Annotated in this window: 14 protein-coding genes and 1 tRNA gene; 8 read left to right on the plus strand and 7 right to left on the minus strand. The window is 61.9% G+C overall.

Annotated elements, in window-relative coordinates; genetic code table 11:
• The 5 genes from U1A24_RS08610 to U1A24_RS08630 all read left to right on the plus strand — a co-directional run.
• Positions 1 to 247, plus strand: a 247-nt coding sequence (locus U1A24_RS08610) for a hypothetical protein (RefSeq protein WP_322321573.1), incomplete at its 5' end; no start/stop codon positions are given.
• Between the two features lie 65 nt (positions 248 to 312).
• Positions 313 to 621 carry a DUF1799 domain-containing protein gene (locus U1A24_RS08615; RefSeq protein WP_322321574.1) on the plus strand — a complete coding sequence of 103 codons (309 nt, stop codon included), beginning with the start codon at positions 313 to 315 and terminating at the stop codon, positions 619 to 621.
• Positions 618 to 4,301: a D-alanyl-D-alanine carboxypeptidase family protein gene (locus U1A24_RS08620; protein WP_322321575.1), complete on the plus strand. Its 3,684-nt coding sequence runs from the start codon at positions 618 to 620 to the stop codon at positions 4,299 to 4,301. The genes U1A24_RS08615 and U1A24_RS08620 overlap by 4 nt, the downstream gene beginning before the upstream one ends.
• Entirely contained in the window at positions 4,298 to 4,717 is a 420-nt protein-coding gene (locus U1A24_RS08625; RefSeq protein ID WP_322321576.1) for a hypothetical protein, read from the plus strand. Before U1A24_RS08620 ends, U1A24_RS08625 begins: the two co-directional genes overlap by 4 nt.
• The gene (locus tag U1A24_RS08630; protein ID WP_322321577.1) at positions 4,714 to 5,238 is read left to right on the plus strand and encodes a hypothetical protein; all 525 of its coding nucleotides are present in this window, start codon (positions 4,714 to 4,716) and stop codon (positions 5,236 to 5,238) included. Before U1A24_RS08625 ends, U1A24_RS08630 begins: the two co-directional genes overlap by 4 nt.
• A gap of 106 nt (positions 5,239 to 5,344) precedes the next feature.
• On the opposite strand, the gene U1A24_RS08635 is transcribed toward U1A24_RS08630, so the two are convergent.
• Positions 5,345 to 5,629 carry a hypothetical protein gene (locus U1A24_RS08635; protein WP_322321578.1) on the minus strand — a complete coding sequence of 95 codons (285 nt, stop codon included), beginning with the start codon at positions 5,627 to 5,629 and terminating at the stop codon, positions 5,345 to 5,347.
• A gap of 111 nt (positions 5,630 to 5,740) precedes the next feature.
• On the opposite strand from U1A24_RS08635, the gene U1A24_RS08640 reads away from it, so the two are divergent.
• Genes U1A24_RS08640 through U1A24_RS08650 form a run of 3 tightly spaced genes read left to right on the plus strand, consistent with a single transcriptional unit; the run spans position 5,741 to position 11,940 of the window.
• Positions 5,741 to 6,160 carry an NlpC/P60 family protein gene (locus U1A24_RS08640; RefSeq protein WP_322321579.1) on the plus strand — a complete coding sequence of 140 codons (420 nt, stop codon included), beginning with the start codon at positions 5,741 to 5,743 and terminating at the stop codon, positions 6,158 to 6,160.
• Complete coding sequence (locus tag U1A24_RS08645) at positions 6,157 to 9,492, plus strand: phage tail protein (RefSeq protein ID WP_322321580.1); 3,336 nt, start codon at positions 6,157 to 6,159, stop codon at positions 9,490 to 9,492. The genes U1A24_RS08640 and U1A24_RS08645 overlap by 4 nt, the downstream gene beginning before the upstream one ends.
• A gap of 9 nt (positions 9,493 to 9,501) precedes the next feature.
• Entirely contained in the window at positions 9,502 to 11,940 is a 2,439-nt protein-coding gene (locus tag U1A24_RS08650) for an SGNH/GDSL hydrolase family protein (RefSeq protein ID WP_322321581.1), read from the plus strand.
• 351 nt (positions 11,941 to 12,291) lie between these two features.
• Here the strand turns inward: U1A24_RS08650 and U1A24_RS08655 are convergent.
• From U1A24_RS08655 to U1A24_RS08680, 6 genes are all read right to left on the minus strand, one after another.
• Positions 12,292 to 12,367 (minus strand) — tRNA-Phe (locus tag U1A24_RS08655).
• 98 nt (positions 12,368 to 12,465) lie between these two features.
• Complete coding sequence (locus U1A24_RS08660) at positions 12,466 to 12,642, minus strand: DNA gyrase inhibitor YacG (protein ID WP_322321582.1); 177 nt, start codon at positions 12,640 to 12,642, stop codon at positions 12,466 to 12,468.
• Positions 12,639 to 13,664 (minus strand): ribonuclease E/G, encoded by a 1,026-nt coding sequence (locus U1A24_RS08665; RefSeq protein WP_322321583.1) that lies wholly within the window; start codon positions 13,662 to 13,664, stop codon positions 12,639 to 12,641. Before U1A24_RS08665 ends, U1A24_RS08660 begins: the two co-directional genes overlap by 4 nt.
• Positions 13,661 to 14,236, minus strand: coding sequence for a nucleoside triphosphate pyrophosphatase (locus U1A24_RS08670; protein ID WP_322321584.1), 576 nt, complete (start codon positions 14,234 to 14,236; stop codon positions 13,661 to 13,663). Before U1A24_RS08670 ends, U1A24_RS08665 begins: the two co-directional genes overlap by 4 nt.
• 1 nt (position 14,237) lies before the next feature.
• Positions 14,238 to 14,456 (minus strand): translation initiation factor IF-1, encoded by a 219-nt coding sequence (infA, locus tag U1A24_RS08675; RefSeq protein ID WP_054005112.1) that lies wholly within the window; start codon positions 14,454 to 14,456, stop codon positions 14,238 to 14,240.
• A gap of 216 nt (positions 14,457 to 14,672) precedes the next feature.
• Positions 14,673 to 15,557, minus strand: coding sequence for a carbon-nitrogen hydrolase family protein (locus U1A24_RS08680; protein ID WP_322321585.1), 885 nt, complete (start codon positions 15,555 to 15,557; stop codon positions 14,673 to 14,675).
• Positions 15,558 to 15,616: the final 59 nt, after the last annotated feature.

A 15,616-nucleotide genomic window follows, 5' to 3' on the forward strand; every position in this document is an offset into this window, starting at 1 on the left:
CGAGCAGCTGGCGGCGCAGGAAGAGGCCGCGAAACTCGTGACGATGGCCGATCTGGTTGCGCACGAGGCGAAGCAATCCCTGCGTGTCGTCAAGAACTGGGACGGCGTGATCGACGAGGATAAATCGCCGATCCCGTTCAGCCCCGAATTGTTCGATCAGGCGATGCAGCAATCGTGGTTCCGGCAAGCGGTTCAAGAGGCGCTGCAGCAGTCGATGACGGGTGACAAGGCCCGCTTGGGAAACTGACAGCCGCCGCGAGGGCATGGGCGCTCTCGCGGATCGGCCGCGCCGACACCACCGTCCCAGTCGAAGTGGATGACGACCTCGCCGCCCAGTTCGCTCGATGGGGGGTCGTCGTGCCCAAAGACGACATCCCGGCCGAGATCGAAGCCATCGAGATCATGGCCGGGAACCACGACACCTTCAGCGCTTGGCTCGCCTGCGAAACGCAGTGGCGCATGCGGCAGGGGATGGGGCCGCTGGTCCATGACGGTCTCGACTACAGCGCGGTCGACGTGGTGCTGCGCCGGTCGCGACTGGAAGACCCCGACACGGTTTTTAACGAGTTGCGGATGATGGAAGACGCGGCATTGACCGCATTCAGGGAGACGGACAGGTGAGCGGCGGTCAGTTTAATTTCTCAATGGTCTTCAAGGCCGAGGGTATCGCCGCCGCGAAATCCGGTGTGAACGATTTCACCGGCACCGTGCAGGCTTTGTCTGCCGCGTCCGCTAAAGCGGGCGCATCGGCGCGCCAGCAGGCCACCGATCTGGAAAGCCTCACGCAGGCGGCCGCCAAGGCAGTGGGTGCGCAAGAACAGCTTGTGGCGGCTGAAAAGCGGGCTGGCGAAGCCCGCGCGCGCGCAATGGTCGCGCCTTTGGCCAATCCGGCTGGATCGGTTGCACCTTTGCAAGCGGCCTACAAAGCCACCGAAACCTCTGTCGCCTCGCTGCAACAGGCAACGGCCGGTTTCACGGTCACACTTGGTTCCCAAGGCCGGGAGATGCTCGAGCAGGCCGCAGCGACGCGGGTTTATCAATCCGCTCTGGATGATGTCCGCGCCAGCTTCAATCCGCTGTTTGCGGCGAGCCGTCAGTATGAGCAGCAGCTCGATCGCATCGCTGAGGCCGAGCGGATCGGCGCGATTACTGCGCGGGAGGCAGCTGCGGCGCGCACAGGCGCGGCTGAACGCTTGATGCCAACGCAGCCGGGGCAGCAACGTCCGGGTGGGGCGTCCAGCGCCTATGCGGCCAATATTGGCGCGCAAGGGTTTGACGTTGGTGTGACAGCCGCGATGGGCATGCACCCTGCAATGATCGGTCTGCAACAGGGTTCGCAACTGGCGGGCATTGCCCAGCAAATGGGTGGTGGGGCGACCGCAGCCAAGGCGATGGCGCAGGGGCTTCTGTCAATCTTCAACATGACCAGCCTCGTTACGATTGGGTTGGTCACGCTGGGGGCAGTTGGTATTCAGGGACTGATGTCACTCGCAGGCAACGCCAAGACGCTTGAAGAGCGAATGGGCGATCTGACAACGGCCTTTGAGCGATACAAGTCTACAGCCGACCTCGCAGGCAGCAGTTCGGCAGATCTTGCCAGACAATTTGGTGCCGGAGCCGGAGCAGCTCAGGGCCTTTATACCATCCTAGCCAATCTGGACAGGCTTTCACTCGATCAGAAGCTCAAAGCCACCAGCTCGGCCATCCGGGAAACGCTGGGCACGATGGCTGTCGACAATGGGCGTGGCGGAAACGCGTCTCAAATTACTGAGTTCTTCGCCCTGCCCAATGCTGGGTATGGTGGGCGGAGCCCCTATGCCAATAGCCTGTCATCTCTTGATCAGTCGGTGCGCGATTTCGAGAAGGCTGATGGGATCGATGCACAGACAGCGGCTATGCAGAAGCTGCTCGGGCAGGTCAGTTATCTGGCCACTCTGAAGGGCGGTATTTCCGAGCAGGAACAAGGCTTGATCGACCTGATCAAAGAACAAGCTGACGTTCTGCTGGGCATTCAGGCTATCGAAACCGCCCGCAAAGAGACGATCAAACGTCAAGTCGAAGAGATGGTGCTGGGATATCGGCAAGAAGCGGCCTTGCTGTCCGCGACGGCACAATTCGGAGCCGACAGCTTGGCAGTTGAGAAGCTGAAAGCCCAGCAGGCTAGTGAAAATCTGGATATCCGGCTTAAAGAACTGGGCGTCCTTAAGGACAGCGCGCAATGGCAAGAAGCCCATAACGCACTCACGGCAAAGCAGGTCGAACTGTCGAGGGCAGTTGTCGAGGCAGGCCGCCAGCGCGTTCGCGATCAACAGGATCAGCTTGCAGCAATCCAACGCGAAACCTCTTTGATCGGGGCCAGCAATGCCGAGCGTCAGAAGGCGAATGCTCTGGCTGAGGCCGAAATCGAGATCCGCAAGCGGAAGCTGGTCGGGATGGATGCGGAAGTGGAACGCTTCAGGGCCATCCAGAAAGCCGCAGCTGAGGCGGCCCGCGACGAGCAAAAAGCATTGGCCGATACCGCCAACCGCGCTGCCGGTGATGCGTTCGATGCCCGTTCCGCCGCTGAGTTGAACCCCTATGTGCGCGCCCAGATAGAGGCCGAGAAGGAATACGCCGCCCAGATCGCTGCCGGGGCCAGCACGCAAGTTGCCGCGGCTGAATCGGCTCGCGTGCGGGCGCGGGTTTTGTCGGAACTCGGACAATCGCAGGCGGATTACCTGCGCACGCAGGCAGAAGGAACGCAGCTGCTTCAGTTGGAGCTAGCCCTCATGGGGCAATCCGAGGCCGTTCGCACGCGCGTATTGGGCTTGGCACAGGCTGAACGCGAGATCGCCCGTCTTGGCCTTACTGGCGATCAGGCCGAGCTGGTGCGGCGCAACACCGTCGCCCAGGTCGAAATGTCACGCGAGATTGAGGCGCAAGCCGATGCTTGGAAGCGCGTCCAGTCGGCGGGCGAAAGCGCGATCGACGGCGTACTCGACAAGCTGCGCGGGGGCGATATCGGCGGTGCATTCGAGGAAATGATTGGCGAGATCGAGAAGGGTTTCTTCGATCTTGCGGTGCGCAATCCTCTGAAAAACGCCCTGTTTGGCACCAATCTTGGCACGCTTGGCGATGTTGGCGGGCTGCAAGGCATCTGGGCGCAGCTGAGCGGGAAGCGTCCGGTGGACGAAGCAGCGCTGGTATCGCGGGCGACGTCATCGGTGCAATCCATGACGGTCAGCGCGATGAACCTGACGCTTACGGGGCCGGGCGTTGCGTCGTTTATGTCGGGGGCCGGTGCTGCAAATCTAACTGGCGCGCCTATCGCGGGACAGGCCGCGTCGGCCCAAACGCAGGCATTTTTGCGCTCTGCCGCTATTGGCGGCGGCACACGGCCGGATGCGATTTCGGGGCTTAATGGTGGCTTTGCTGATCCATTGGCCGCGATGATGCAGGCGGCTGCGCAGAAGTTTGGCCCCAATGCGATTCAAGTCAGCTCGGGCTTTCGCTCGAACGAGCGTCAGGCGCAGCTTTGGCAAGAGGCGCTGCAAAAGTATGGATCAGAGGCCGAAGCCCGCAAATGGGTCGCACCGCCCGGTTCATCGCGGCATAACCACGGGCTGGCGGCTGATCTGAAGTTCAATGCGCCCGGTGCGCAAGATTGGGCGCATCAGAACGCCGGGCAATATGGCTTGGGCTTCAGGATGCAGAACGAGCCTTGGCATATCGAGCCGGTGAATGCTGGCGCGATGATGGCCGACAAGGCCCTGATGAAGTTCGGCACCACCGCGACCGATGCCACCACCAATCTCGGCACGCTCGGCACCGGCTTTGACGTGTTCGGGAATGCGCTTGCGCAGGGTCTTTCCGGTGCTGGCAACGGCGGCGGCTCGGGTGGCTTTCTGTCGGCGCTCATCGGCAGTCTCGCCGGTGCTATCGGCATTCCCGGTTTTGCCGATGGCGGGGACTTCTGGGGCGGCCTGCGCATCGTTGGTGAAAACGGCCCCGAACTGGAGGCAACCGGCGCGTCCCGGATTTGGACCGCGTCGCAGACCCGCGATATCCTGACATCGCGGAGCATGCCGAACGCCGCCAACAGCAATGGATCAGTCATCCAGTTGCAGCCGGTGCTGGTGAACCAGACCTCGCGCCCGGTCGATCTGCAAGTTGAGGAAACCACGGATGCACGCGGTCAGCGCCAACAACGCTGGATCGTTTCCGAACTTGTTGGCGAAGGCATGGCCACGCCGGGCGGCAAGGGAGCCAAGACTATGAAATCGACCTTCGGCATGACGCGTCTCGGCAGGGGCCGGACATGATCATGACTTGGCCACCGACATTGCCCCGGCCGGAGCGCTCCAGTTGGCAACTCACCCCACAGGACGCGCGCCGCAAGCGCCAGTCCGACGCGGGGCCTCCGGCTTTTCGGCGGCGGTTTTCTGGCGCTGCGAAGACCGCGAACATGTCGGTGCTGCTGACGCGCGGCCAGCGTCAGGTTTTCGACCAGTTTTTCCACGATCACTGCTCCGAAGGCTCGCGGCTGTTCTACATGCCCGATCCGACCACGGAAGGTTGGCCGTTGCTGACCTCTGAAGGCGTGCCGCTGCTGGTTTCTCCCGGCGTGCCGTTGCTGCTCTCAGGCCGCTGGCTTTGCTCTTGGGGCGATCAACCGCCCGTCGAGAGCATTCAAGGTAGACAGTTCCGCAAGACGTTTTCTGTGGTGGTGATGCCATGAGGAGACTTTCGCTCAATGCGCGTCACGCCCAGGACGCGATGGCCTCCTCCGAGATCGAAGTCGCGCTGATCCTGGTCGAGCATCCCGACCTCGCGGCACCGATCCGGCTCTCAACCGACAACACCGAACGGATTTCTGACGATCCGCTTTACTACGGCACGCGCTCTAACTGGCGCGGTGCTAACCCGGTGACGGAGCCGTTTCTGTGGGTCATCGCCTCGGCCGTTCTGCCCGGTGATGCTGATGACGCACCCGCCAGCGCCCGGATCGTGCTGGAAAACCTAAGCAGCGAAATGGTCTCCCTGCTGCGGTCGTTCACCGATCCGGCGACGATCAGCATCGGAGTCGTGATGGCCGACACCCCCGATCTGATCGAGGCGGAATGGGGCGGGCTGCAGCTGGTCTCGGCCGACATCAACGCGGGCGAGATCACGCTGCAGATCAGCCGCGACGAGGTCGAGCTTGAAATGTTTCCCCCCGGCCGCATGACGCGGATGAACTTTCCGGGACTGCATCCATGAGGAGTTTTCGCCATGACCGAACACTGTCCGTTTTGCTGCCCGCTGCTGCGTCAACGTCTCGGAACACGCCAGCTGCGCTACAGCCTGCACGATGCCGTGCTCAGGGCTATGTCGGAAGAAAGCGGGGGCGAAGCGGAACAGAAAGCTGCCTGTTCACCTGCTCAAGAAGACCCCGCAGGATAGGATACAGATCTGCCAAGGTTTCGCCAGCGGCGGGCGGGATGTGTATTTCACGCGCCTCGACGGCTTGTGCAAGCATATCTTCGAGCGCGCGGCGTGTGTTGTCGCTTGAGATAGTAACCGCTGCCAAGGCGATGGTCAGCAAAGCCTTGTGGGCCAGTAGGTTGAGCTCGATCTCTCTCAACTTTGCCTCGACGTCTTCCATATCCATTCTAATCGTCCTCTCGTGGGTAACGCGCGGGTGGATGAAGGTCGCGGAGCGGTGCTGGAACACCCTCCGTGACCGACGCTACACGGCCTTTTGCCAGACTGCGAGTCTCGCATGAGCTGGTCAAATCGCTACATTGGCATCCCCTTCGCCGACCTCGGTCGCACGCGCGAGGGAGTCGATTGCTACGGCTTGGCCTGCGTCATCTACGCGGCCGAGCTGGGGATCGCGCTGCCCGATTATGTTGGGTCTTATGCCTCGGCAACCGAGCGCGCCGAGATTTCCGCCCTGATGCATGGTGCGGCCGGAAGCTGGCGGGCTGTGACGGGCAAGGCAGCACCTTACGATCTGGCTGTTTTCCGTCGCGGTCGTTTCACCACCCATGTGGGTATCGTGATCCGCCACGGCTTCATGATCCACATGGACGCCGAAGACGCGGCCAAGGTTGGCGACTATCGAACGGGTGTCTGGAGCAGCCGGTTTGCGGGCCACTACAGACACCATTCAAGGACCGTTGAAGGGGGCCTGCAATGACCGGCATTCCCGTCCTCGCCGCCACCTCCATCGACCCCGGCTGCGCGCGCATCGAGGTCACGTTGCCCGAGGGTCTGACGATTGCGCAGATCGTCCGGGCCACGCTGCCCGGCCTGACCGACGCGAATATGGATCGGTGCCGCGTCGCACTGGTGACACCGCGCGGCACGGCTGTGATCTTGCGGGCTGATTGGCATCGGGTGCGCCCAAATCCCGGCGTGCGGGTTGTCATCCGTCTGATCCCCGGCGACGGGGCGCTGAAGAGCATCCTGTCCATCGTGGTTTCCATCGCCGCCGTCGCGCTTGGCACGATGTTTGGTGCCCCTTTTGCGGCGATGCTCGGCATCACCGGCACCGGTGCTGCGGCCATCGGCGGCGCTTTGATCAGCGTCGGTGTCAATCTGTTGGGCACCATGTTGATCAATGCGCTGATCCCGCCGGTAAAAGAGGAAAAGCGCCCCAACTACCAGATCAGCGGCTGGCGCAACCGGATGGACCCGGATGGTGCGGTGCCGGTGGTGTTGGGGGCGGTGCGCTATGCGCCACCTTTCGCCGCCCGCTCCTGGACCGAGATCATCGGCGATTGGCAGTATGTGCATGCCTTGCTGAACTTCGGCGAAGGCCCGGTGGAGCTTTCCGAGTTTAGGATCGGCGAAACAGCGATCACCGAATATGACGAGGTCGAAAGCGAGATCCGCCTTGGTCTCACCAGTGACGATCCGATCACGCAGTATCCCTATCAGATCCTTGAAGAGAGCATTGGCGTCGAAGTCACGCGCCCGCTGATCCGCGACGATCTGGGCGAGCCGGTCGACGGCGATCCTACCGAAGAGAAGCCCGTGGTGCGCACCACCGGCGCGGATGCCAGCCAAGCGTCGGTTATCCTGGCATGGCCTGCTGGATTGGTAAAAATCAACGACAAGGGCAAGCGACGCACCCGCAGCGTCAGCATTCGCATCCGCCAGCGGCTCGTCCAGGACGAGGACTGGCTCGACGTCACCACACTGACGATCAGCGCCAAGAAAGTTGAGGGCTTCTATCGTCAACATACATGGCAACTCCCGAGCCGGGGCCGCTGGCAGATCGAACTGACCATGCTGACCGATGAGACCGACAGCACCTCGGTACAACAGCGCACGGTCTGGGCAGCACTGCAAACAATCCGACCAGAGAAGCCGCTGAACTATCCGCACCCTTTAGCGCTGGTGGCTTTGCGGGTGAAAGCCACCCACCAGCTCAATGGTGCTCTCGACAATTTCAGCGCCTTGGTGCAGCGGGTTTGCCTCGATTGGGATCATGTCACCAGCACTTGGGTGATGCGCGCGACCTCCAACCCGGCAAGCCTGCTGCGGTTTGTCCTGCAATGCCCCGCCAACCCGAAAATCCCGGCCGACGCCGAGATCGATCTCGAGCTTCTGACCGAATGGCATGATTTCTGCCGCCTGCGCGGGTTGCATTACAACCGGGTGCTGGAGCAGGCGGGCAGCACCCTGCGCGATATCCTGACGGAGGTAGCTGCAGCCGGTCGCGCCACACCACGCCATGACGGTCTGCGCTGGGGCGTTGTCATCGACCGCCCGGCCGAGCTGATCGTCGATCACATCAGCCCGCGCAATTCGTGGAATTTCAGTTGCCGCCGAACCTATGCGGAAAAGCCGCACGCGTTCGTGGTCAAGTTTGCAGATGAGAGCAACGATTTCAAAGAGGCGCAGCGCATCATCCGCCGCCCCGGTTATGGCGGCGATATCACCCTGACGGAAACGCTCGATCTGCCCGGCCTGACCAACGCCGAGATTGTCTACCGGGAAGGTTTGCGGCGATTCTTTGAGGCCGAATATCGCCCGGATATTTTTGAGGTGACGCAGGAGAGCGCGATCCGCGCCGCCACGCGCGGCGACAGCTTGGCAATGAGCCATGACGTGCTGACCAACACGCAATGGGCGGGCCGGGTGCGCGGCGTCGCTGGCAACCTGGTCGAACTGGATGAGCTGGTGACGATGGTCGAAGGCCAAACCTATGGCCTGCGTTTCCGCGCCGGGTTGACTGAAGAAGACACCATCGGCCAGAGCATCGTTCGCACCGTGGCAACGGTGGTCGGGGAAACCAACACCCTCACCATGACCGGCACCGGCGCTGTGCCGGTATTCGGTGATATCGTGCATTTCGGCCCGGCTGCGTCAGAAAGCGCGATGGTGATCGTCACCGGCGTTGAGACCACGCAAGATCAATGCTCGATCATTCGCGCCGTCGCCGCCGCCCCGGAAATCGACACGCTGACCGCCGAGGCCGTGGTGCCCGAATGGTCAAGCCGCGTCGGCAGTGATCTGGACCCGTCAGCTTTGGCACCAGCAACGCCTTCGTTCGCCTCCATCGTATCGGGTGTGGACGGTGCCGATGATCCTGATCTGATCGTGCTGCTGTTCGCAGCCGGTGCCGGTGCGATCTCGCCTGCGAGCTATCAGCTCGATCACCGCCTGTCGGGCGCGGGCAGTTGGACCACGGTCACGATCTCGGCTGCAGAGGGCGGCGCTGAGATCACAAGCTACATTCACAGCAACCTCGTGCAGTTTCGCCTTCGGGCTGTCTCTGCAGCGGGCGTGCAGAGTGGTAACTCCGCGACCGTCAGCATCACCGTCGGAGACAGCGATTTGCCGCTGCCCGGATCGCTCGGCACGGGCATCACGGTCGAAACCCTGCTCGGCGGTGCGCGCCTGACCGTCATCACCCCGGTGGACGCCAATCTGGCGCTGATCCAGATCTACCATTCGCTGACCGGCACTTTGAACCGCGCCACCGATTCATATGGATCTGCCTATGCTGCAGAGGGTGCGCGCAGCTATGTGCTGCCCGTTGGCGATCAGACCCGCGTTAACAAATTCCTCAACCCGGCATTTTCTGACGCATCGAGCTGGACGATCCCGACCGACGTCAGCATTGCCTCGGGCGTCGCCACCAAAGTCGCGGGGGCCGCAGATCGGCACCTCACCCAAGCGCCAAGCCTGACTGCGGGCACCACGCTGCGGGTCGCCTTCACCATCACGGCTTGGACGGCAGACAACGTCCGCATGCGCTGCCTCGGCGCGTCATCGGTGGATGCAATCCTCGCCTCCACCGCCGGTGCCCATCGCGGCAGCTTGGTCGTGCCAACGTCACCCGGTGCAATCGGCCCGCTGTTTGACGCCGCCGCCGCAATGTCGATCGACACCATCAGCGCCTACGAACTGACCCCCGCCTGCCTGCCACAAGGGCTGCAATACCTGTGGCTCGAACCTCAAAACAGCGACGGCGCACCCGGCCCGTTGGCTGGCCCCTTCGCAATCATCATCGACTAGGAGAGAACCATGGAAGCTGGCGTAACATCGAACATGCTGGACCCGGCGAGCATCGTCGACACCGTTATGGCCAATCGCGGCGGCAAAACGGTGCAGATCTTGATCGCTTCACTTGCTCAGCAGCTCGCAACGGTCGGACCGTTTCTTAGCCCCGAAGCCTTGGAGCCATTGAGCGATGCCCTTGAGGCGCTGCAAAGCGTGGCGTTCGACGCGGCTCCAACCTTCGATACGACGGCCCTTGGTCTGGCTGGCACAACTGTCGCGGGCTTGTTCTCCGTTCCGGTTCTTGCCGGTGGCATTGAATATCGCGTTTATCGGCATGATGCTGGCCCGGTCGCTAACTTGCTGCGCGAAGTTCCGAGCGCGAGCGCCTTGGCGGCAAAGGCCAATCAGTCCGATCTCTCCTCCACCCAGCAGGGCCTGAATGCGTCGTTTGATGTCGCCAAGGTAGCGGTTGCGGCTCGGATCGGCGGTGCATTCTTCGACTTGGCCGGAGGGGCCTACGACTGGGGTATCGGCTTTGTCGGCGGCGTCGATGTTGCCGCTGGTGCGGCATTCAATACCTGCCGTTTTGCACTTCAGATCAGCAGTGACGCGGTGCAGGTCCGGTATCGGCTCTGGTCGCGCCCGCTTGCTGCGGCTTGGATGGCGACCGGGCCGGGAGATGCGTCCGATACGCAGCACGGCACGACGGCCACACTGACACCCGCTGCCCTTGGTCTGATCCCCGGCGGGCCGCGCGGGGTGGCGGCCTTTCCCCTTGGAGCGAGCGTAACCATCGAAGCGGGGCGGCTTTATATCCATGAGATCGAGGCGCTGGATGCGGGTGGCACGCGCGTGTTGTCGGCAATCGAATACAAGCTGCAATCCGGCCTCACCACAGACCAGTATCGCAAGTGGCGGCGCGCAGGAGCTCCGGCCAATGCCTGGTCCAATCAGGTCGCATCGACGACATTTGTCTACTGCTATGAGCTGCAGGCTGACGGCTTTGATATCAAAGCTGCCGCAGCCTATTTGTCCTCGGAGGTCATCGACTGTGTGAGCTCGATTTCGGGGATGACCGTCAACATTTCTGGGCATGTTTCTGCAGATGGTGGCCGGGTTCCCTTCGCCGGTGCCGTCGTTCTGGATGCTGCGACGTCAGGAACCGTGACGGACGAACCCGCTGTGCTGAAGGCGCTGACAGGAGGCGCTCGGGTGTGGAGCTACATGCCGACCAAGCTTGCGCGGGCGAACCTGCGCAGCGTGGTCATCAAGGATGCCGCGACCGCAGCGGTCCTGACCAATACCACCGATTACCTCCTGATCGCGGAGCATGGTTGCATCTCGCTGCCTGCGCAGTTCGGCGCAGATCGCAATGTCCTCGTCAGCTACGAATGGTCACAAAGCCGATACGACCTGATCTATCTTGACCTTACGACGATGGCGATTGGCGTGATCAAAGGCGTCGAGGCAGACAGGGATTGTGCGGAGCGCATTCCGGCCATTGGCGCGGTGGGGCGACTGCCGCTTGCTCATGTCTATATCCACTATCCCGGCAATGACGTGGTCGAGGTCTGGGATGTCGAGGCGGGCTATCGCCGGAAACTATCGGCTCAAGCTCGTAAAGACCGGTCGCGGAACCGGTCGATCTTGCGGCCCGTCATGAAGGGGCTGATGAACCCTGCAAAGACAGTGACCTTGATTGGCTATGGCGACAGCAACGTCGCCCAGCAGTCCGTCTACAACTCGGCTCTGAACTCCACGCCAAACAGCATTTATCATGATCGGGCCAAGGATGGCATGCTGTTCAACCCGCCGTTCGGTGCTGACATCCTGACCGGGATCGCCACCTATGACACTGGCGACGGTCAGGGTCAGGTCCACACCCGTTTCGGCTATATGTGGGAGTTGAAAGCCGCGCTGGAGGAGGCTTATCCGGCGGCGATCAGCTATCTCAACATGGGCGTCGGCGGCACCACTGCCGCTGCGACAATCAGCGGCAGCGTGATGAGCGGGGGCTATGCAACCCGCCTCGGCTATCTGTCCACCCAGATCACCGCCGCCAAGGTCAACGGACCTGTTCTGGTGGTCATTCAGTTCGGGGCCAATGACCAAGGCAGCGATGTCACGCTGAATGCGCTGGCGGCCAACGTCGGAGCGATCATCACATCGGTAAAGGGCCAAGGTGCCGTGCCGTTGGTTCTTGGCAGCCCGCGACCAAATGCCTACGACTTCAACGTGGCCCACACGACTTCCCGCTGGCGGACGGCCCAGACCGCCCTGCGCCGCGCGGCTGAATACTACGGGGCCGCCTATGTCCCGACCGAAGATCTTTATCTGGAAGGTTATTCCGGTGCGCTGGGGCTGTCCCCGTTGAACACCAGCTCCGCCACACTCGATGTGCACCAGGCACCGCGAGAAATGAAGGTGATCGGGGCCAGAATGGCGGCCGAGTTCGGTGCGTAGTGTGGCGCTGTTGATGGGCTGGGATATCAATCTGTTCGACCCGGTCAATGCGGCTACTTTGGCTGATGTCTACGCCCACGCTCGCATGTTCGCCGCCTCGGCCGTGCCGGTCCTCTAGCATCACGATCTTTGCGGTGCGCTAACACCGCCGCAAAGATTTCCGTGCAGAAGCTAGCGCGCCGTTGTGCAGAAGCCGCCGCGCCGCCACACACCGTTTGGGCAGTGGAACCATTCAGATCTAAAAACCTGTGCGAGTTTAGATCGTGTCCCCAGCGTGTCCCCAAAAGTTACCCCCATGACTTTGCCATAGGACAGTATTAGAGGTATTCTTGTAGTTTCAATGAGTTAAAGTGGTGCCCGGAGCCGGAATCGAACCAGCGACACGCGGATTTTCAATCCGCTGCTCTACCAACTGAGCTATCCGGGCACATCTGCAAGGCATTGGCTTGCTTGGTGGCGGGGTGATACGTCACAGGCGCGGGGCTGTCCAGAGGGTTTTGGCAGAAAAATGCACCGTGGCGCAGATCATTGCGGGCGGGTTTTCGGATCGCTCAGATCTTCCGGGTTTTCGTCGTCAATCGCCTCAACCGGGATGGTGTAGCTGCCCGTAAGCCATTTGCCCAAATCAACATCTGCACAGCGCCGCGAGCAGAATGGTTGGTATTTCTCATCAGACTTGCGGTTGCAAATCGGGCAGCTCATGCCAGCAACTCCGCCAATGGCAAGCGATCGCGTTTGCGGGTGATCTCGTAAAGCCCCAGCGTGGTCCAGCCTGCCAGGTTGACCTCGGATTCCGATTTGAACGCGGCGCGGATCACCTGATCCAGAATGGCGCGGTCTTTCTTCGGCATCGGCGCGAAGTCGATCACCACCTGACCGCCAAGGCCGCGCAGCCGCAGTTGCCGCGGCAGTTCGCGGGCGGCGGCGATGTTGGCTTTCAGTGCAGCAGCTGGCGAGGTGTCATTGCCGGTGTTCACATCCACCGCAATCAGCGCGCGGGTGGGTTCGATCATCATGTGACCTTCGTTCAGTGGCACGCGCGCGGTCAGCAGGGCGTCGATCATTTCCAGCACGTCATGCTCGGCAAAGCCGCCTTCGATCACCTCATCCGGCTCAGGGTCCGCCCAGTCGCGCCACGCGGTTTCATGCGCGCCTGCGCCCTCGACCAGCAGTTCGGCATTGCCTAGAACATCCGCCAACACCGCCTGCGCGAGTTCCCGCATCGCGGCGATGTCTTCGGCGATTTCATCATCATTGGCGTGGGTGCAGGCCGAGCGCAGAATCAGGCCCAGCGTCTCATCGGCGCCCTGCATCGCGGCTTTGGCGAGGGCTTCGAGATCGTCACGCAGCGCATCCTCTTTGATCCGGCGCGAGATGTTCAGGCCCGGCGCGCCGGGGGTGACGATGGCGTAGCGGGATTTGAACAGCAGCCGCGTGGTGACGGGGTAGGCCTTGCCTGCCTCGGCTGGGCCAGTGATCTGCACCAGCAGGCGTTGACCGGGGGCGATGCCTGCGGTTTGGCGCAAAAAGCCCGAGCCTTCCGGCAGTTTCACGAACAACCCGCCTTGGCCCTTCATCGGGCGGTCGGCGATGGCGCGGTAGATTGCGCCGGGTAGGGGCGCGTCGGTGATCGGGTCAATCGCCAGATCAGTCAACTGGCCCTCCACGATCAGCGCGGCGGCGGGGCGGTCTTTCAGTGTATCCAGAAGGACGGTGCGGGTCATAGGCTTTTCCAAACCGGGTAGCCTGCTGCGCTGAGCAGGGCAGAGGTTTCTGCAAGGGGTAGGCCGACGATGCCGGTAAAACTGCCCGAGATCCACGGAATGAAAGCGCCAGCAGCGCCTTGGATGGCATAGCCGCCCGCCTTGCCTTGCCATTCCATCGACGCGAGATAGGCGTTCAGCTCTACGTCGGACAGCCGTTTCATCTTCACAGCTGAGACGCTTTCGCGGCTCCAGATCTTGTCGCCGCGGCGCACTGCGATGGCGGTAATCACCTGATGTCTGCGCCCGCCAAGATCGGTCAGAAACCGCGCGGCCTCGCCTGCATCGGCGGGTTTGCCGAGGATACGGCGGCCTAGGGCGACTGTGGTGTCGGCGGTCAGGATGATGTCATCGGGACCCGCCGGAATCGCCAGCGCCTTCTCACGCGCGAGGCGCGCGCAGTAGGGGCGGGGGAGTTCGCCCTTGACCGGGTCTTCGTTGATGTCGGGGGGGAGGATGGCGTCGGGGATGATGCCAAGCTGCGCCAGAAGTTCCTTCCGGCGCGGGCTGCCTGATCCGAGGATAAACTTCAATTTACTTGAAGCGGTAGTTGATGCGGCCTTTCGACAGATCATAAGGGGTCATTTCGACCTGCACCTTATCGCCTGCCAGAACCCGGATGCGGTTTTTGCGCATCTTGCCTGCCATCACTGCGATCAATTCATGGCCGTTGTCGAGTTCAACCTTGAATGTCGCGTTGGGCAGGAGTTCTTTCACGACACCGGGGAATTCGAGGATATCTTCCTTGGCCATGGTCTCTCCAATAGGATTTAGCCCGCGGGAACCGCAGGCATCGGCGGGGATATGCGCTTGTTGGGGGGGATTTTCAAGCGGAAAATCGGGGGTGTGGAGGGAGAAGAAAGAGCCTCCGGCGGGGATATTTTTGCGCAGAGGATAACGGGGGTGGGGATGGTCCCAACTCGGGACCAAATTTTGTTGTGTAATTTCAATATATTGAGATGGTCATTTTTACGAATTCTTAACGATTTCGATGCTTTGGGCGGCGCGGGCGGCTTGTTCGGGCCAGTGTTGGTGGTTGAACACCGAGCCTGTGGCACGCACGGTTTCAATCATGGAGAGGTCGATTTCGGCTGCGGCCCAGCCGGGTTCGTTCAATGCTGTTTGGGCGAGAATCCCGGTCTCGGGGAAGCCTGTGTCAGACGGGCCGTAGATCGCGGCGGCACCAACGTTTTCATCCACGGCGGGGCAGAAATCGCACAGGCCGACGGTGGGGGCGTGCACCACCACGCATTGACCTTCCAGCGCGCGGGCCATGCTGCCGACTTTCACACGGGTGTAGCCGGCCAAAGTGTCGGTGCAGGACGGCACGAGAAGGATCTGCGCACCCGCCTCGATCAGCGCGCGGGCGAGCAGGGGGAATTCGCTGTCATAACAGATCAGTACGCCGATTTTGCCCAAGGGCGTGTCGAACAACTGCAGCGGGTTGCCCGCGACCACATCCCAGGTTTCGCGTTCAAACCGTGTCATCATCTGCTTGTCTTGATGGCCGATGATGCCGTTGGGGCCGTAGAAAGTGGCGCGGTTGGTCGGGCGCCCATTGCCGAAATACGGGGCCGAAGCGCCGAGGATATAGAGGTTGTGTTTGGCTGCGAGTTGGCAATGCAAGGCGTCGACGGCGGGGGCGTGGCGGGCGACTTCGTGCAGGGCGGCCTCCAGATCTTCGGAAACGGCGCGGGGCGCGAGGGAGGCCAGTTCCATGCTGCCATATTCCGGAAACACCAGCAGATGCGCGCCTGCGGCGACGGCATCTTCCACCCATATGGTGAGTTTGTTGGCATATTCCGCGAAATCGACAAGGTTTGAGAGCGGGTAGGCGGCGGCTGCGAGGATCATGGCGGGCCTTGAGAGTGAGGGGTGCATTTTGCGGTGGTGAGGCAAGAGTCGCAGCGCGT

This window comes from Cypionkella sp., from assembly GCF_034376685.1.
GTDB lineage: Bacteria > Pseudomonadota > Alphaproteobacteria > Rhodobacterales > Rhodobacteraceae > Cypionkella.